The sequence below is a fragment of the Hymenobacter translucens genome (assembly GCF_020685205.1).
Taxonomy (GTDB): domain Bacteria; phylum Bacteroidota; class Bacteroidia; order Cytophagales; family Hymenobacteraceae; genus Hymenobacter; species Hymenobacter translucens.
Window position 1 is genome coordinate 347,953 of record NZ_JAJERB010000004.1, and the last position, 16,392, is coordinate 364,344.

The 16,392-nt window shown below is 61.1% G+C and carries 16 protein-coding genes and 1 tRNA gene; 8 read left to right on the forward strand and 9 right to left on the reverse strand.

All coding sequences use genetic code 11. The features are described 5' to 3' along the window. Nucleotides 1–77: 77 nt before the first annotated feature. Together LJY25_RS11645 and LJY25_RS11650 are read right to left on the reverse strand one after the other, a co-directional pair. On the reverse strand, nt 78–335 hold the full coding sequence (locus tag LJY25_RS11645) for a hypothetical protein (RefSeq protein WP_227608514.1): 258 nt from the start codon (nt 333–335) through the stop codon (nt 78–80). Nucleotides 336–364: 29 nt separating this feature from the next. Beyond that, entirely contained in the window at nt 365–628 is a 264-nt protein-coding gene (locus tag LJY25_RS11650; protein WP_227608515.1) for a hypothetical protein, read from the reverse strand. Nucleotides 629–737: 109 nt separating this feature from the next. Between LJY25_RS11650 and LJY25_RS11655 the strand changes: the two genes are divergently transcribed. From LJY25_RS11655 to cphA, 4 genes are all read left to right on the forward strand, one after another. After that, the gene (locus LJY25_RS11655) at nt 738–1,160 is read left to right on the forward strand and encodes a hypothetical protein (RefSeq protein ID WP_227608516.1); all 423 of its coding nucleotides are present in this window, start codon (nt 738–740) and stop codon (nt 1,158–1,160) included. Nucleotides 1,161–1,390: 230 nt separating this feature from the next. Then, the gene (gene rpsA / locus LJY25_RS11660) at nt 1,391–3,523 is read left to right on the forward strand and encodes a 30S ribosomal protein S1 (protein WP_227608517.1); all 2,133 of its coding nucleotides are present in this window, start codon (nt 1,391–1,393) and stop codon (nt 3,521–3,523) included. Nucleotides 3,524–3,721: 198 nt separating this feature from the next. Next, nucleotides 3,722–3,792, forward strand: a tRNA-Cys gene (locus LJY25_RS11665). A gap of 270 nt (nt 3,793–4,062) precedes the next feature. Next, on the forward strand, nt 4,063–6,708 hold the full coding sequence (gene cphA / locus LJY25_RS11670) for a cyanophycin synthetase (RefSeq protein ID WP_227608518.1): 2,646 nt from the start codon (nt 4,063–4,065) through the stop codon (nt 6,706–6,708). A 78-nt stretch (nt 6,709–6,786) separates the two neighbouring features. Here the strand turns inward: cphA and LJY25_RS11675 are convergent, their stop codons facing one another. Then, the gene (locus LJY25_RS11675) at nt 6,787–7,734 is read right to left on the reverse strand and encodes a hypothetical protein (protein ID WP_227608519.1); all 948 of its coding nucleotides are present in this window, start codon (nt 7,732–7,734) and stop codon (nt 6,787–6,789) included. A gap of 114 nt (nt 7,735–7,848) precedes the next feature. Here LJY25_RS11675 and LJY25_RS11680 point away from each other — a divergent pair, with 114 nt between their 5' ends. The 3 genes from LJY25_RS11680 (at nt 7,849) to LJY25_RS11690 (ending at nt 10,260) form a co-directional block, all read left to right on the forward strand. Continuing rightward, nucleotides 7,849–8,454, forward strand: a complete 606-nt coding sequence (locus LJY25_RS11680) for a methyltransferase domain-containing protein (RefSeq protein ID WP_227608520.1) — start codon at nt 7,849–7,851, stop codon at nt 8,452–8,454. A 63-nt stretch (nt 8,455–8,517) separates the two neighbouring features. Further along, nucleotides 8,518–9,342, forward strand: a complete 825-nt coding sequence (kdsA, locus tag LJY25_RS11685; RefSeq protein ID WP_227608521.1) for a 3-deoxy-8-phosphooctulonate synthase — start codon at nt 8,518–8,520, stop codon at nt 9,340–9,342. A gap of 87 nt (nt 9,343–9,429) precedes the next feature. After that, nucleotides 9,430–10,260 (forward strand): phosphatase PAP2 family protein, encoded by an 831-nt coding sequence (locus LJY25_RS11690; protein ID WP_227608522.1) that lies wholly within the window; start codon nt 9,430–9,432, stop codon nt 10,258–10,260. Nucleotides 10,261–10,324: 64 nt separating this feature from the next. Here LJY25_RS11690 and LJY25_RS11695 read toward each other — a convergent pair whose 3' ends face one another. Next, a complete protein-coding gene (locus LJY25_RS11695) occupies nt 10,325–11,107 on the reverse strand; it encodes an O-methyltransferase (protein ID WP_227608523.1) in 783 nt (260 codons plus the stop codon). A 98-nt stretch (nt 11,108–11,205) separates the two neighbouring features. Then, nucleotides 11,206–11,592, reverse strand: coding sequence for a Co2+/Mg2+ efflux protein ApaG (apaG, locus tag LJY25_RS11700; protein WP_227608524.1), 387 nt, complete (start codon nt 11,590–11,592; stop codon nt 11,206–11,208). A gap of 106 nt (nt 11,593–11,698) precedes the next feature. Between apaG and ung the strand changes: the two genes are divergently transcribed. Continuing rightward, on the forward strand, nt 11,699–12,361 hold the full coding sequence (gene ung, locus LJY25_RS11705; RefSeq protein WP_227608525.1) for a uracil-DNA glycosylase: 663 nt from the start codon (nt 11,699–11,701) through the stop codon (nt 12,359–12,361). Nucleotides 12,362–12,633: 272 nt separating this feature from the next. On the opposite strand, the gene lepB is transcribed toward ung, so the two are convergent. From lepB to LJY25_RS11725, 4 genes are all read right to left on the reverse strand, one after another. After that, nucleotides 12,634–13,818, reverse strand: a complete 1,185-nt coding sequence (gene lepB / locus LJY25_RS11710) for a signal peptidase I (RefSeq protein WP_227608526.1) — start codon at nt 13,816–13,818, stop codon at nt 12,634–12,636. A gap of 85 nt (nt 13,819–13,903) precedes the next feature. Then, nucleotides 13,904–14,623, reverse strand: a complete 720-nt coding sequence (dapB, locus tag LJY25_RS11715; RefSeq protein WP_227608527.1) for a 4-hydroxy-tetrahydrodipicolinate reductase — start codon at nt 14,621–14,623, stop codon at nt 13,904–13,906. Continuing rightward, complete coding sequence (locus LJY25_RS11720) at nt 14,620–15,267, reverse strand: DUF5683 domain-containing protein (RefSeq protein ID WP_227608528.1); 648 nt, start codon at nt 15,265–15,267, stop codon at nt 14,620–14,622. Before LJY25_RS11720 ends, dapB begins: the two co-directional genes overlap by 4 nt. 10 nt (nt 15,268–15,277) lie before the next feature. Beyond that, nucleotides 15,278–16,234: a ParB/RepB/Spo0J family partition protein gene (locus LJY25_RS11725; protein ID WP_227608529.1), complete on the reverse strand. Its 957-nt coding sequence runs from the start codon at nt 16,232–16,234 to the stop codon at nt 15,278–15,280. Between the last annotated feature and the right edge of the window lie 158 nt (nt 16,235–16,392).

Consider the following 16,392-nt stretch of genomic DNA (forward strand, 5'->3'; position numbering starts at 1 on the left):
AAAAGCACCAGATCCCGGATAAAGCGGCGGCCCTGCCCCAAATTTTATACAGTTGAGCTTTGCTGCCCGGCGGCCGTTCAGCGCATGATCTTGCCCTGCAAGTCCCAGTGGCTGTGCCGGACGGCCATGCTGCCCGGCTCCCGCTTGATGGTGCGGGTGTACCGCTGCCCGGCGATAAGCCCGTCGGGGCGGCGCTTGCCGAAAAACAGCAGCACCGGTTCTCCGTGCTCGTTGGTGACGAAGGTGATGTCGTAGCCCTTGAAGACGTCGTCGATGGAGGTGGATGGCTCAAAGGTTTTGCTGAGCTTCTTTTCTAGTTCGCGGTGGAGCGGCATAGGTCGGTACGGGAGTGGTGGTAAATGCCCTATTCTTCGACGGTGGTGGGGTGGGCAGCGGGGAAGCCGGCTTGCTGCAGCGCCTTTTTAATGGCGGGCCAGTCCGGGTCGGAGCTCGTGGCGGAGGTCACGATGGCTTCGCCGGCTTCGAGCCGGTCGACGAGCAGGTTATGGCTCATCAGAATTTCGCGCACCGCTACCAGCTGGTCGGCGGCAGTCATGGCCGGCAGCTCGATGCGGTAGCGCACAATCTGGGTGAGGTGGCCGGAGGGGTCGGGAGGGAGGGTGGACATGGTCGGAATGTTAGCTTCTTGAGCCTCCTACGGAATTAAGCGCCCGCAAGGCTGGTACTGCCGGGCTAGGCGCGCTGGGCCGTTCGCGCGAATCGTTTCCTGTGCCGCCGTGAACGTCCTGCTCCCGTTCGGTCTGCTAACCTCCGCTCCCCTCCAGCCGTCAGCCGAGCTTCGGGCCGTGCTGCGGCAGGCGTTCGGCTACCCGGCGCTGCGGCAGTACCTGACCCATCCCGGAGCCCGGCCTCTGGTTTTTCGCTACGACGCGAGGCCCGTCTACCAGAACCGCCCCCTGTCGCGTCCCACGTTCGACGTGCCCCTGCCCGGCCAGCCGACGATCTGCTACGCCGCCGCGCCTCAGGACAGCCTGGATAAGCGCAACGTCTTTATCGTCGTCAGAGAGCTGCGCATCGACCGCGACCCGGCCGTGGTACGCCAGCTGATTCCCTATGAGGGCGTGGTGGGCCGGTTTCGGCTGGGAAAAGGCCCGAAAGGGGAGTGGCGGGTACGCAAGGCGGAGGTTGTTGAGCAGTAGTACCTTACTAGGGGCTAGTCATTCCGAGGCGGTGATGGGTAACCAGCCGGCTCTCATCCACTAAAGAAGCAGCAACAACCCGCAGTTCACCCTCGGAAACCTGCCCCAAAGTCTCTATCTTTGCGCCCCCGCCAGGGTGGCGGGCCTGGGCTTGAAGCTCAGGGAGTTACTCATAACGCGCCCGGTAGGTGGCCCTGAGCCGGACGTGTACAGAAGGGCCAAACAGTTTTATGGCAGTAGAAGTAGTAGACAACTTCGATTGGGACAACGTCGCCGCAACCGGCTTCGGTGGTAACTATACCCCCGAGCAGCGCGCTGAGATGGAGCAGATGTACGGCGACACCTTGACGACCGTACAGGAAGAAGAAGTAGTGAAGGGCACCGTAGTCGGCATCACCGACCGCGACGTGATCCTGAACATCGGCTTCAAATCCGACGGCCTCGTGCCCCTGTCCGAATTCCGCGACCTGGTAGACCTGAAAATCGGTGACCAGGTGGAGGTATTCATCGAAGACCAGGAAGACCTCAACGGTCAGCTGATCCTGAGCCGCAAGAAGGCGAAGATCAAGCAGGCGTGGAAGTCGATTTACGACGCTCTGGAGTTCGACAACATCCTGGAAGGGGTGGTTAAGCGTCGTACCAAGGGTGGTCTGATCATGGACCTGGAAGGCGTAGAAGCCTTCCTGCCCGGCTCGCAGATTGATGTGAAGCCCATCCGTGACTTCGACATCTATGTAGGTCGCCGCATGGAAGTGAAGGTGGTGAAAATCAACGCCGCTTTCGACAACGTAGTAGTATCGCACAAAGTGCTGATCGAGAAAGACCTCGAGAAGCAGCGTGAGGCTATCCTCAACAACCTGGAGAAAGGCCAGATCCTCGAGGGCGTCATCAAGAACATGACCAACTTCGGCGTGTTCATCGACCTCGGCGGTGTTGACGGCCTGCTGCACATCACCGATATCTCGTGGGGCCGCATCGCGCACCCGAGCGAAGTGTTGCAGCTCGACCAGAAGCTCAACGTTGTGGTGCTCGACTTCGACGAAGCCAAGAAGCGTATCTCCCTCGGTCTGAAGCAGCTGACTCCCCACCCGTGGGATTCGCTCGTGGCCGAGATGGGCGTAGGCTCGAAGGTGAAGGGCCGCATCGTGAACGTAGCCGACTACGGCGCGTTCATGGAAATCATCCCCGGCGTGGAAGGCCTCATCCACGTTTCGGAAATGAGCTGGAGCCAGCACCTGCGCAACCCGCAGGACTTCATCAAGCAGGGCGACGTGGTAGAAGCGCAGATTCTGACGCTGGACCGCGAAGACCGCAAGATGAGCCTCGGCATCAAGCAGCTGACCGAAGATCCCTGGACCCGTGGCGACTTCGGCACGAAGTACGCCGTTGGCTCCAAGCACAACGGTCTGGTACGCAACCTGACCAACTTCGGCCTGTTCGTTGAACTGGAAGAAGGTGTGGACGGCCTCGTGCACGTTTCCGACCTGTCGTGGACCAAGAAGATCAAGCACCCCTCCGAAATGGTGAAGGTGAGCGACCGTCTGGACGTGGTAGTACTGGAGCTGGACGTAGCCAACCGTCGTCTGGCCCTGGGTCACAAGCAGCTGGAGGAAAACCCCTGGGATACGTTCCAGACGGTGTTCACCCCCGGCTCGGTGCACCGCGCTACCATCACCGAGAAAACCGACCGTGGTGCCGTGCTCGAGCTGCCCTACGGCATCGAAGGCTTCGCCTACCCGAAGTCGCTGCAGAAAGAAGATGGCTCGCAGGCTGAAAACGGCGAAGCACTCGACTTCCGCGTAGTAGAGTTCTCGAAGGATGACCGCCGCATCGTGCTTTCGCACACGGCCGTGTTCAACCAGGCTTCGGAAGACGAAGGCCGCGCCTCGAAGTTCGCCAAGAAGAAGCCTGCCGGCGGTGCCGGTGCTGCTCAGGGCGAAGGCAAGATGAGCGACCTGAAGAAGCCCGCCACGGCGGAGAAGTCGACCCTCGGTGACCTGGATGCCCTGTCCGCCCTGCGCGACAAGATGATGGGCAATGAGCGTCAGGCCGGTGAGCAGAAGCTCCAGGCCAGCGCTGCTCCCAAGGCTGCTCCCGCTGCCGAGGAGGCTGCTCCCGCTGTCGAAGGTGGTATCCTGGCTGCCGTAACCGGTGCCGCTGCTGCCGCTTTCGACAAAGTATCGGAAGTAGCCGGCGACGCTGTTGAAGCTGCTACCAGCACCGACGCTTTCGCCAAAGCCAAGGAAATTGCCGGTGACCTCGCCGACCGCGCTACGGAAGTAGCCGGCGACGTAGTGGACCGCGCCAAGAACCTGGTTGCCGGCGACGACGAGGCTGACAAGAAGGACGAGGAGAAAGCCTAAGCTTTCCTGACGCCAACCAAGAGAAGCCCCGGCCGCCGCCGGGGCTTTTTTTGTGGCTTCTTATCCAGAAACGCCGGGGCTGGCCAGGAGCCTGTGCTGCTTGTGCCAGAAAGCCAGGAGGTTAAAAGCCCCGGCTCAAAAATCAGCCCGTGGTTTGGCGGAAGCCGGATTATGGTGTAAGTTTGCAGCCTGTTACCCGGCGACGTGACCGAGTGGCTAGGTAGAGGTCTGCAAAACCTCCTACAGCGGTTCGAATCCGCTCGTCGCCTCTTTTTCCTGTTTACCTGTTTTCATTGAAAGTGCCCCAGCTGATTAGCCCCAGCTGGGGTTTTTTGTTTTTAGCCGGTTTGGGTTTTCAAGAAGAGCTGAGTGCCGCAGGCCGGGCGCCAGATAAAGGCCGGATCACGCTGCAAAATGGTGCTGGGAGCTTGACAGCGGCGAAAAAAACGGGAAAATGGGTTTCTCAAAACAGAATCCCTACATTACATCACCCCGTACAAACGCCCACAAAACTCTCCTTTCCCAAGCGCAGGACTTTTATGAAGATTATTGACCTCCGCGCCATGCGCGGGCCCAGCTACTGGTCTGTCAAGCACAATAAACTCATTGTGATGAAGGTCGACCTGGAAGACTACGCCGACCAGTGGTCCAACGCGGTGCCCGGTTTCGCCGGCCGCCTTACCAAGCTGTTTCCCGACCTCGGCAAAAGTCAGAACAACACCGAATCCACCAAGCAGTCGGCCAAGCATCCGCCGCTGACCAAAGAGCAGCTCGCCGACGGCGAGCCCCTGGGCCACGTTATTCAGCACGTTGCCCTGGAGCTGCAGCGCATGGCTGGCATGCCGGTGTACTGGGGCAAATCATACCCGGCCCGGGAAGAAGGAGTAGAGTTTGTGGTGTTTGCCTATCAGGAGGAGCGGGCCGGCCGCCGGGCCGCTGAGGCCGCCGTGGAAATCGTGGAGTCTCTCTGCACCAAGCAGAAAATCGACGTCCGGCCCATCATTGATGAGCTGCACGAAATCCGGGAAGACGAGTTCTTTGGCCCCAGCACCTGGAGCATCGTGGCCGAAGCAGCCTCCCGCAACATTCCCTACATTCAGCTCAAGAACAGCTCCATCATCCAGCTGGGCTACGGCTGCAACCAGAAGCGCATCTGGGCCACCACGACGTCGTACACGTCGCACGCCGGGGTCGAAATTGCGGGCAATAAAAACCGCACCAAGGCTATGCTCAAGGATGCCGGCGTACCGGTTCCGCGCGGTACCACGGTGTACTCGCCGGAAGGCCTGCGCGACGCCATCGAGGAACTGGGCTTTCCCATCGTCACCAAACCCCTCGACGGCAACCACGGCAAGGGGGCCGGCATCAATATCACCAACTGGAAAGACGCCCTGGCCGGCTTCAAGGCCGCCCAGGTGTACTCCGATGCCGTCATTGTCGAGCAGTTTATCGAAGGCTTCGACTTCCGCCTGCTGGTGGTAAACGGCAAGCTCGTAGCGGCTGCCAAGCGCACTCCGGCCGCCGTTACCGGCGACGGCAAACGCTCGATTCAGGAGCTGATTGACGAAATCAACAAGGACCCGCGCCGCGGTGTGGGCCACGAAAAGGAGCTGACCCGCATCAAGGCCGACAAACACACGATGGCCATCCTGAAAGGCCGGGAGCTGACGCTGAAGTCGGTGCTGCCGGCCGGGGAGACGCTGTACCTGAAAAGCACCGCCAACATCAGCACCGGCGGCACGGCTACCGACGTCACCGACCTGGTAGATCCCTACAATGTGCTGCTGGCCGAGCGCGTGGCCGGCATCGTGGGCCTCGACATCTGCGGCATCGACCTGCTGACCACCGACATTGCCATTCCCCTGAACAAGACCCGGGGCGCGGTGATTGAGGTCAACGCGGCCCCCGGCTTCCGGATGCACGTGGCGCCCACCGAGGGACTGCCCCGCAACGTGGCCGCGCCCGTGGTGGACATGCTGTTCCCGCCTGGCTCCACGAGCCGTATTCCCATCATCGCCATTACGGGCACCAACGGCAAAACCACCACCACCCGCATGATTGCGCACATGGTGGCCGCCCAGGGCTACAAGGTCGGCTTCACGACCACCGACGGCATCTACATTCAGGGCGAGCAGCTCGAGAAAGGCGACTGCACCGGCGGGCAAAGCGCCGAGTTCGTGCTCAAGGACCCCACTATCAACTACGCCGTGCTGGAAACGGCCCGGGGCGGTATGCTGCGGTCGGGTCTGGGCTTTCACACCTGCGATATTGCCGTGGTGACCAACGTAGCGGCCGACCACCTCGGCCTGCGCGACATTCACACGGTCGAGGAAATGGCGGCCGTGAAAGGTGTGGTGCCCCGCACCGTGCGCAAGAACGGCTGGGCCGTGCTCAATGCTGATGACGACCTGGTGTACGCCATGGCCAAGAACCTCGACTGCAAAGTGGCGTTCTTCAGTATGGATGAGAAGAACCCCCGCATCCTCGACCACGTGGAGCAGGGCGGCGTAGCGGCGGTGTACGAGGAAGGCTACGTCACCATCTACAAGAACAGCTACAAGCTGCGCATCGACCGGGCTGCCGAGTTTCCGATTACGTTCGGGGGGCGCGCGACCTTCAACATCGAGAACTCCCTGGCGGCGGCGCTGGCCGGCTACCTGGCCGGGTTCGGGCGCGACGAAATCAAGATGGCCCTGCGCACCTTCATTCCCTCGTCGTCGAAGACGCCGGGCCGCATGAACGTGTACAAGTTTCCGCAGTTCGAAGTCATTGTCGACTACGCCCACAATACAGCCGGCATCGAGAAGTTTGCCGAGTTCATGGAGAACACGCCCGCCACGTACAAGGTGGGCATCGTATCGGGCCTGGGCGACCGCCGCGACGAGGACACCATCAGCTTTGCCCGCATCTGCGGCCGCATCTTCGACGAAGTCGTGCTGCGGCAGGACCGCGACCTGCGCGGCAAGTCAGCCAAGGAAATTGCGGGTCTGATGACCAAGGGCCTGCGCAAAGACAAGGAGGACGTCAAGATCACCGAAATCGAGCGGGAGACTGACGCCATCGACTACGTGCTGCAGAATGCGCAGCCGGGCTCGGTTATCACGATCCTGACCGAGAACATCAGCGAAACGACCAAGAAGCTCGAAGCCTACGAAGCGTCCCTGATGGAGTCGACCACGGCCTAGCGGCGCAACCCAATTCGCATAAAAAAGGCCCCGCTGTGCAGCGGGGCCTTTTTTGTCGATGTCCGGGAAGACTAAGCCTTACTTCAGCGTAAAGGTGGTTTTGCCGATCATCACGCCCTCGGCGTACAGCTCCACGGTGTGCAGGCCGGTTTTGTAGGTGGCGCCCTTGGCGTACACGAACTGCACGGGCTGGCGGGTGTTGTCGAACACGAGGTCCTGCTTGGCGGTGTAGAAGGCCTCGGAGCCGTCAATCATGAAGGTGCCGCCCCCGGTGCTCAGGTTGTACAGGGCCGCGCCGTCGGGCTCGATCAGGCGCATCATGATCTGCTTGGTTTCCTTGGGTGCCACGTCATTGCGGGCCAGGTTAAAGCTCACCTTGACTTTCTCGACGCGCTTGGCTTTAAACTCGTTCTCGTCGTCGTCCTTCTCCTTGTTTTTGGAGGTAACGATGCCCACGCGGATGTTCTCGGCCTGGAGGCGGGAAGCCACCGTCACTTTCTCCTGCAGCTCCTGGTTGGTGCGGGCGATGGTGCTGATGGTGTCGGTGAGCTTGTTCTGGCGCTGCTTGAGCGTGGTCGTCTCGGTGTAGAGCGTCTCGTTGTCGCGCTTGAGCTGAGCAATTTCGTCGTCCTTCTTGCGGAGCTGGCCTTCGAGGTTGGAGGCCCGCTGCTGGAAGCGCTTCTGGTCGGCAATGGTGAAGCTGCCGGCTTTAAAGGAGCGCAGGCGCAGCAGGTCGGCGTTGATGGAGGCAATCCGGGCTTCCAGGGAGTCGTTGGCCAGACCCATGGTCTGCACCTCCTGGCTTTGGCGCTCGAAGTCGGCCTTCAGGGCTTCGTACTGGCGGATCTGCTCTTCCAGCTTCACGTCCTTTTCCTTGACTTCGGTGGTGAGCTGCTCATTCTGCTTGGCTTTCTGCTGGTTCATGTAGAAAAGCAGGCCGTTGATACCCAGCAAAACCAGAATCAGGGCTACGCTCAGCAGCACCCGATTATTATTCCGGGGAGCGGGGGTCTCGTTTTGTTCCATTGCAGAAGGTGATTAAGTGGGTTGCCGGGTGGAAGTGGCAGGAAAGTTACCTTTACTCACAAAAATAAAGGGATTGGTTGCCCGGGCAAGTTTAGCGGAAAATACTCCATCAGCATGAAAACGGATTTAGAGCTCAACGAAACATACTGGCGGCAGCGCTACGCCCAGGGGCGCACGGGTTGGGATACGGGCGCCATAACGCCGCCGTTACGGGATTATTTCGATCAGCTGGGTGAACCCGACAGCCGCCGGATTCTGATTCCCGGGGCCGGCCGGGCCTACGAGGCTGAGTACCTGCATCATCGGGGCTGGCCCGAGGTGTACGTGGCGGACGTGGCACCGGAAGCACTGCACGACCTGCAGCAGCGCGTACCCGGCTTCCCGGCCGGCCACCTGCTGCTGGCCGATTTTTTCGAGCTGCCCGCCGAGCCTTCTTTTGATCTGATTGTGGAGCAGACTTTTTTCTGCGCCCTCGACCCGGCCCTGCGGCCCACCTACGCCCGCAAGTGTGCCGAGCTGCTGCGCCCCGGCGGCACCCTCATGGGTTTGCTGTTCGATACCGATTTCGGGCCGGGCGCTGAGCCGCCCTTCGGGGGCACCCGCGACGAGTACCGCGCGTACTTCGAGCCCTGCTTTACCTTTGTGCACTTCGAAACTGCCCACAACTCTATCCCACCCCGGCAGGGGCGGGAGCTGTTTATCTGCCTGCGCCGGAAATAGCGCCTGCCCACTTTTCTGGTTTCACCACTCATTCTCCGGGCCCGGCCCGAGGCTACTCATCCTATGCTCACTACCCTGACTTCCGCCCTGCCCAACTTCCACCATACCGACTCCGGCCAGTTCTTTCTGATGGCGGGTCCCTGCGTGATTGAGGGGGAGGACATGGCCCTGCGCATCGCCGAGCGGGTAAAAGACATCACCGACCGGCTCCGGATTCCCTACATTTTCAAGGGCTCCTACCGCAAGGCCAACCGCAGCCGCCTCGACTCCTTTACCGGCATTGGCGACGAAACCGCGCTGCGCATCCTGCAGAAGGTAGGCCGCGAAATCGGGGTGGCGACTGTCACCGACATCCACGAGTCGGACGAGGCGGCGCTGGCGGCGGAATACGTGGACGTGCTGCAGATTCCGGCTTTTCTGTGCCGGCAGACCGACCTGCTGATTGCCGCCGCGAAAACCGGCAAAGTCGTGAACGTGAAAAAAGGACAGTTCCTGAACGGCGAGGCCATGCAGTTTGCGGTGGACAAGGTCAGGCAGTCGGGCAATGAGCACGTGATTCTGACGGACCGCGGCAACTCCTTTGGCTACTCCGACCTCGTGGTGGACTTCCGGAACCTGCCCGCCATGCGCGCTTTCGGCGTGCCGGTAGTGATGGACGTGACCCATTCCCTGCAGCGGCCCAACCAGGCCAGCGGCGTCACGGGCGGGCAGCCGGCCCTTATCGAAACCATCGCCAAAGCCGCCATTGCCGTAGGCGCCGACGGGCTGTTCATCGAAACCCACCCCACGCCGGCTACGGCCAAGTCGGACGGGGCCAATATGCTGGCCCTGGATAAGCTGGAAGACCTGCTGGTAAAGCTGACCCGGGTACGGGAAGCCATTCGCTAGGGCCCCACCCGGCGGCAAAGTCAAGCGCAGGGCTTAACCTTTAGGGGCAGGCGTCGTTTCAGTGGGGCATAACATAGATGTTCCGCAATGAAACGACTCTTTCCTCTCTTCCTGTTTGCTTCCTCCCTCACGCTTACTGCTCCTGCCCAGGCCCAGCAGGTTGATTCGCCGTACAACCTGAGCTGGAAGGTGGACCTGCCGGTTACGCTAGGTCTCACCGCTATCAGCAGCACCGGCCTGTACCTGAACCTGCAGAAGGAAGGACTGACGGATGCCGAGGCGCTGGCCCTGGACAAAAACAACGTCCCGAAATTCGACCGGTTCATAGCCGGTAACTACGATGAGGGCGCCCGCACGATTAGCGACTACCTGCTCATTGGCTCCGTAGCGGCCCCCCCGGCTCTGATTGCGCTGAACCCCGGCTTCCGGGGCAACCGCGGGCAGCTGGCCGGACTGTTTGTGGAAACGATGGGCGTGACCACCTCCATCTTCACCATGAGCGTAGGCAACATCTACCGCTACCGGCCGCTGACGTACAGCTCGGAGCCCAAGATGAGCGAGCGGACCCGGGCCAACGCCACCAATTCGTTTTTTGCCGGGCACACCGCGGCAGCGGCTACGGGCACGTTCTTCACCGCCAAAATCTTCAACGACTTCTACCCCGATTCTCCAGCCCGCCCCTACGTATGGGCCGGGGCTGCCCTCGTACCTGCTGCCGTGGCATACTATCGGATTCAGGCCGGCAAGCATTTCCTGTCCGACAACATTGTCGGCTACACCGTGGGCGCGGCAGTCGGCATCGTGGTACCGCAGCTGCACAAAACGGCCAGCCGGGCCGGCATTTCCTGCGTGCCCATGTCGGGCTACACGCCCAACGGCTATGCCTACAGCGGGCTTCACCTGACGAAGAGGCTTTAGATCCTAGTTGTCCGTTGCTGGTTGTCCGTTGTCAGAACGATCCTAACAACGGACAACTACCTAGTTAGAATCGCAGCGTGAAGTGCTGCTTAGGCTGATTTTTCCGGAAGAACACCAGGCCTACGAAAAACAGGTCCACGGTCAGCATCACCTCGGGGTGCTGCCGGATCGTCTGCCAGGCCCGCTCCATCTCCGCCGACCAATGAATGTCGTCGAGGACAAAGACGCTGCGCTCGGTGCGATAGGGGAGGCACTGCTCGAAGTAGCGCACGGTGGGCTCGTAGCGGTGGTTGCCGTCGAAAAAAGCAAAGTCGATCGGACCGGGAAGGGCAGCCAGGGCCGGAGTTAGCGTGTCGTCGAGGTTGCCTTCTACCAGGTCGATGTTCGGTAGGCCAAGCTTCCCGAACGTGTGGCGGGCCTGGGCGGCGGTAGCCGGGCAGCCTTCAAATGTAACCACCCGGGCCCCCGGGTTCGGTGACGCCAGGTAAGCAGTGGTCAGCCCCAGGGAAGTGCCCAGCTCCAGGATGGTAGCGGGCCGGAAGTGGTTAACGAGCCGAAACAGCAGCTGCCCGAACCGGGCCGGCTTGGCCGCGTGGCGGGCAATATCGCGGAGGCGACGCTGCCGGCCCGCTCCCAGGCGTGAACCCGCGCCAAAGTCACGGACCGTGATACTTTCCGGACTGCTGAGCAGCTCCCGGCGTCGGGCCTCAATGCCGTTGAAGGGGGCGAACTGCCCGTCGTGGTGGATTACGTCGTTGTAGAGCCCAAAAACGAACGGGGAATGCAGTCCATGTGCATTCCCCGAGCGGAGCCAAAACCGGAAGTAGCTGAAAACCTGGTAAAGCAAATGACAGGACTTATGACGTAGGAATTAGGTCTTGGCAAGGGGCAGTCGGCAAGATTTCCCCTTGCTAAGACCTACGTCCCAAGGCCCCACGACCTAACCTAATTCAAACGGTAGGGAACGACGAGGGTGAACTCGGGAATCTGGACGGTGAACTCGCGGCCGTCGACCACACGCTCCATCTGGTAGGTGCCCAGCATCTTGCCCAGCCCGGTTTTAAGGTTGCAGCCCGACACATACTGATGCGACTGGCCGGGCTCCAGCACCGGCTGCTGACCGACCACGCCTTCGCCCTCTACCTCGCGTACCACGGCATTGGCATCGTGGATGTACCAGTGCCGGCGCAGAAGCTTGACAGTATACTCACTGTCGTTGCGAATATCAATTTTATAGGCAAAGACGTAGTGTTCCTGACCGGGGCTGGAATAGTCCGGCAGGTAGTTGGTCGTAACGCTGACAGTTACGCCCTGCGTAGTCGTCGTATTCATTGCAGTAGTGCGGTGGTGCGTTTGACTAACAGTAGTCTACGAATTTTGGTTTATCTACGCAGCCGGGGTAGCCCCCGATTTACCAACTCCCCAGAAATTCGCTTTTATGCAGGTAAAGATAGAAGAAAGTTGGCGCCAGCAACTACAAAATGAGTTCGAAAAGCCCTATTTCAACGAGCTTATTTCCTTTGTCCGCAGCGAGTACGCCGCGGCTACGGTGTACCCACCCGGACCCAGTATTTTCCATGCCTTTGACGCCTGTCCGTTCGACGCCGTCAAGGTCGTGATTCTGGGGCAGGATCCGTATCACGGTAAGGGGCAGGCCAATGGACTGGCTTTCTCGGTATCCGAAGCCGTGCGCACCCCGCCTTCGCTGCAGAACATCTTCAAGGAACTCAAGGCCGACCTCGGCATCGATACCCCGCCCCACGGCAACCTCGACCGGTGGGCCCGACAGGGCGTGCTGCTGCTCAATGCCACGCTCACGGTGCGGGCCTCGGAGCCCGGCTCCCACCAGAAGCGGGGCTGGGAGCAGTTCACCGACGCGGTTATTCAAAAAGTGTCCGACGAAAAGGAGCACGTCGTGTTCATCCTCTGGGGCGCCTACGCGCAGAAAAAGGGCGAAATCATCGATGCCAAAAAGCACCTTGTACTCAAAGCCGCTCATCCTTCGCCCTACGCCGCCGACAAAGGCTTCTTCGGCTCCCGCCCGTTCAGCAAAACCAACGCCTACCTGCAGGAGCACGGCCTCGAGCCGATTCAGTGGTAAAGTAATATCGAGTGCTTGGTGCTTCGTTCTTAGGGAACAGCACCGTCTCTAACTAAAGGGGGCCAAAAGACCGTCATTCCGAGCGGAGCCGAGAAATCTCGCGTGCTGATATTGGATTAGTAACTTCTGCGTCAGCACGCGAGATGCTTCGCCAGCGGTTCTGCATGACCTCCAGGATACAGCATCAGTGGCACGAAAAAGCCCCGTCGGGATTCCGACGGGGCTTTGTGCTTCGAGAAAAAGCTAACAGCCTTTACGTAGTAGCCAACAGCTTAGTTAATCAGATTGAACAGGCGGTTCCAGCGGATTTTGCCGAAGCCGCTGCCGTAGGGGTCTACCGACATCCAGATCAGCACGGCCTTGCCCACGATGTGGTCTTTCGGTACGAAGCCCCAGTAGCGGGAGTCGAGCGAATCGTGGCGGTTGTCACCCATCATGAAGTAGTAATCCTGCTTGAAGGTGTAGCTGGTCAGGAGCTTGCCATTCTGCAGCAGCTGCCCGTTCTGGAAGGTGAGGTTCTCATTGCGCTCGTAGCGCATAATGATCTTCTGGTAGAACCGGGTGTTCTGGGGCGTCAGCTGGATCGTCTGGCCTTCCCGGGGCAGTTGAATCGGACCGTAATTGTCGCGGTTCCAGTTAAGCGCCGGGGGCAGGGTAGGCATGTTCTGGGGGTAGTTGGGGTCGTAGTCGGGGTTGTTGGGGAAGGTTTCGGGCTCAGGGTTGCCGGCAGTAGCCTTCTGTTTGATAACGCCCTTCACGTAGGGCTGCTGGCGGAAGTACTCGGCCGTGGCCTCGGTGGTGTTCACCACGTAGCCGGGGCCCATTTCCGTCATCTGCGGCTCGGGCTCCCCGGTGGGGCTGTTGAAGTTGATAACCCCGCGCTCCTTGAAGGCGCGGCGGATGTCGTCGTTGGGCTCAGGCACCTGCAGGAAGTAGCTGGTCTGCATCTCCACCGGATTCGCCACCGGCTTGCCGTTGATAAACACCTGGGTGTCGCGGACCTCCAGCATGTCGCCGGCTACGGCCACGCACCGCTTGATGTAGTTGGTGCGCAGGTCCGCCGGGTGCTGGCTTTCGAAGGGCACGTTGAACACGACTACATCATTACGCTTCACCTCCGAAAAGCCGGGCAGCCGGAACGAAGGCAGCTGAATGGCATCGGAGTAGCTTTTCATGTCCGTGCCCCACACCGTCTGGTGGGTGAGCGGTACCTGCAGGGGCGTCTGGGGCGTGCGCGGGCCGTAGTGCAGCTTGCTCACGAACAGGTAGTCGCCCACCAGCAGGGAGTGCTCCATCGACGGGGTCGGGATGGTGTAGGCTTCAAACGTGGCCCAGCGGATCAGCGTGGCCGCTACGACGGCAAAGAGAATAGCGTCGCCCCACTCCCGGAAAAAGCCTTTGGGCTTCTTGTGCTTGGAAGTTTCGGTGGTGGGGGCTTGCCAGGATTGAACGGCCATAACGGGGGCGAAAAGCAGGTAAGACAAAGTCCGGCGGGGCCGGCCTTTGGATGAACGTCGAAATATCTGAATTAATTACCTGCGGCTACAGCCCCAGCAAATCCTTCATGCCAAATACGCCGGGGCGGCCGGGCAGCCACTCGGCCGCCAGCAGGGCGCCGTGGGCGAAACCCTCGCGGCGGTGGGCCTCGTGCTTCAGCTCGATGGAGTCGTCGGCCGAGGAGTAGGTGACGATGTGCGTGCCGACCACCTCACCGGTGCGCTCCGACAGCACCGCCAGCTCGTGCGCGGCGGTGGTCGGCTCGTTGCGCCAGCTTGTTTTGGTGGGGAAGTTGCGCAGGATGCCCTGGGCGGCCGTCAGGGCCGTGCCGCTGGGCTGGTCCACCTTCTGGGTGTGGTGAATCTCGGTTACCTGCACGTCGTAGCCCCCGAACTGGTGCATTTTGGCCGCGACGTACTCGTTGAAGTGAAAAAACAGGTTCACGCCCACGCTGTAGTTGGAGGCGTAGAAGAGGCTTCCGCCTACTTCCTTGGTCAGGGCCCGGGCTTCCTCGAAGTGGTGCAGCCAGCCCGTGGAGCCACAGACCACCGGCAGCCCCTGGCGCAGGCAGGCCTGGATGTTGGCAAACGCCGCGTCCGGGTGGGTGAACTCGATGGCGGCATCCACCTGGCCGGGGCCGAAGTCGGTAATGCGGGCCTCCGGACGGGAGGGGTCGATGATGCCGGCAATCTGGTGGCCCCGGGCTTCGGCCTGGGCGGCAATTGCCTGGCCCATCTTGCCGTAGCCGATAAGCAGCAGCTTCATTTAGAGGAGCGGGTTGGTTTGATAGTAAAGGAAACGGCAATGCCCGGGGTGGGAGCCAGGGTGGGCATGCGCAAAATGGTGGGCTCCCAGTGCATGCTCAGGTCGTCGCTCACGTCGAAGTCCTGGAGGTGGGCGTCTACCAGGGCATCCACAATCTGCATACCGTAGGCCAGGGCCGTGTAGCCGATCCACAGGTCGCGCTTGCCGCGGTAGAAGATTTCCCCGGTCTTCACGTTGTCGGCGGTGCGCTCCTGGCTGGACCGAGGGCCTTCGTCGATGGTGGTAGAGTCTTTGTCGGTGCGGGCGTCGTAGCCACGCTGGTACTCCTTGAACAGGCGCTGCAGGTAAATCTCGTTGGCAAGCGTACCACCCACGGCTCCGTACACCAGGGGCAGCTTCCAGTATTTGCGGTTGTAGATCTGCCCGGCCCCGGGCAGCAGGGCCGAAAACACCGCTGCTTTCGTGGGGCGCGTCACCTGAAACCACAGCAGCTTCTCGGTGCGCCGGGTTGAGTCCGGCACCGCCGGCGTGCTCACCGCCACCGAGTCGGGCCCGGCCGTGACGGTGGCCTGGGCGCACGCGGCCTGCGCTACGGGCAGCAAAGCCAGCAACAGCACTCCGGCGCGCCAAAAACCGCTCGTCATGATAACTACGTTAGGCCGGCTGCAGGATGTGCAGGATGCGCTGCATGTCCTCGACCGAGTCGAAGGCAATCTTGATTTCGCCCCGGCCTTGGGGGCCCGGCTTCACCTGCACCCGGCTGCCGAAGCGGTCAGAGAGGTGACGCTCAGCCCGGCGCAGCTCGGCAACGGGCACGTTGGCTTCCTGCTGTCCGGCGGGCTGCTGCTGGGCCGGAGCCGCCGGAGCGGGGGAGGAGCCGCCGTTGCGCACGAGCTGCTCTACTTTGCGTACCGACAGGTCCTCGGCCACGATGCGCTGAAACAACGCCAGCTGCTGCTCTTCCTGGTCGATGTTGATCAGGGCGCGGGCGTGGCCCATGCTGATGACGGCATCGCGCAGGCCGATCTGAATATCGGGCGGCAGCTTGAGCAGGCGCAGGTAGTTCGTAACGGTCGAGCGGTTCTTGCCCACCCGGTCGCCCAGCTCTTCCTGCTTCAGGTTGCACTCGCTCACGAGGCGCTGGTAGCTCAGCGCAATTTCAATAGCGTTAAGGTTTTCCCGCTGGATGTTCTCAATCAATGCCATTTCCAGCATCTGCTGGTCGTCGGCCTTGCGGATGTAGGCGGGAATGGCTTCGAGGCCGGCCAGCTTGGAAGCCTGCAGACGCCGCTCCCCGCTGATGAGCTGGTAAGCGTTGGTGCCGGTCTGCCGCAGCGTAACGGGCTGGATGATGCCCTGAATGCGGATGCTCTCGGCCAGCTCCTGCAGCGCTTCCTGGTCGAAGTGCGTGCGGGGCTGGTAGGGGTTGGCCTGAATGTGTTCCACCGGAATCAGGCCCACGGAGTTGACCGGGTGGGACACCAGCCGCTCGCTCTTCTTTTCGTAGCTGCCTTCAATCAGGGCGTTCAGGCCGCGGCCCAGGCCCCCAATCTTGCGCTTTGCGGCGGCGGGAGCCGCCGGCGTCTGCTTCTCTTCGTTCTTCTCTGACATACCTGCATTCAACTCCCACCCATTACCGGGCGAAAGCGGGATTCAAAAATACACAAACGCCGGGGATGGGACCGAAATTTTGTTCCACGGAAACGAAAAAACCGTGGAACACTCCGGGCCGGTGGCGCGATGGTACCACAATGCCGAACCCGGGGCAT

Coding starts and splice junctions, on each gene's coding strand:
- apaG (WP_227608524.1), bottom strand. CDS start 11,592: ATGAATACGACGACTACGCAGGGCGTAACTGTCAGCGTTACGACCAAC.
- lepB (WP_227608526.1), bottom strand. CDS start 13,818: ATGGCCGTTCAATCCTGGCAAGCCCCCACCACCGAAACTTCCAAGCAC.
- LJY25_RS11675 (WP_227608519.1), bottom strand. CDS start 7,734: ATGGAACAAAACGAGACCCCCGCTCCCCGGAATAATAATCGGGTGCTG.
- LJY25_RS11690 (WP_227608522.1), top strand. CDS start 9,430: ATGAAACGACTCTTTCCTCTCTTCCTGTTTGCTTCCTCCCTCACGCTT.
- cphA (WP_227608518.1), top strand. CDS start 4,063: ATGAAGATTATTGACCTCCGCGCCATGCGCGGGCCCAGCTACTGGTCT.
- rpsA (WP_227608517.1), top strand. CDS start 1,391: ATGGCAGTAGAAGTAGTAGACAACTTCGATTGGGACAACGTCGCCGCA.
- dapB (WP_227608527.1), bottom strand. CDS start 14,623: ATGAAGCTGCTGCTTATCGGCTACGGCAAGATGGGCCAGGCAATTGCC.
- kdsA (WP_227608521.1), top strand. CDS start 8,518: ATGCTCACTACCCTGACTTCCGCCCTGCCCAACTTCCACCATACCGAC.
- LJY25_RS11650 (WP_227608515.1), bottom strand. CDS start 628: ATGTCCACCCTCCCTCCCGACCCCTCCGGCCACCTCACCCAGATTGTG.
- LJY25_RS11720 (WP_227608528.1), bottom strand. CDS start 15,267: ATGACGAGCGGTTTTTGGCGCGCCGGAGTGCTGTTGCTGGCTTTGCTG.
- LJY25_RS11680 (WP_227608520.1), top strand. CDS start 7,849: ATGAAAACGGATTTAGAGCTCAACGAAACATACTGGCGGCAGCGCTAC.
- ung (WP_227608525.1), top strand. CDS start 11,699: ATGCAGGTAAAGATAGAAGAAAGTTGGCGCCAGCAACTACAAAATGAG.
- LJY25_RS11645 (WP_227608514.1), bottom strand. CDS start 335: ATGCCGCTCCACCGCGAACTAGAAAAGAAGCTCAGCAAAACCTTTGAG.
- LJY25_RS11725 (WP_227608529.1), bottom strand. CDS start 16,234: ATGTCAGAGAAGAACGAAGAGAAGCAGACGCCGGCGGCTCCCGCCGCC.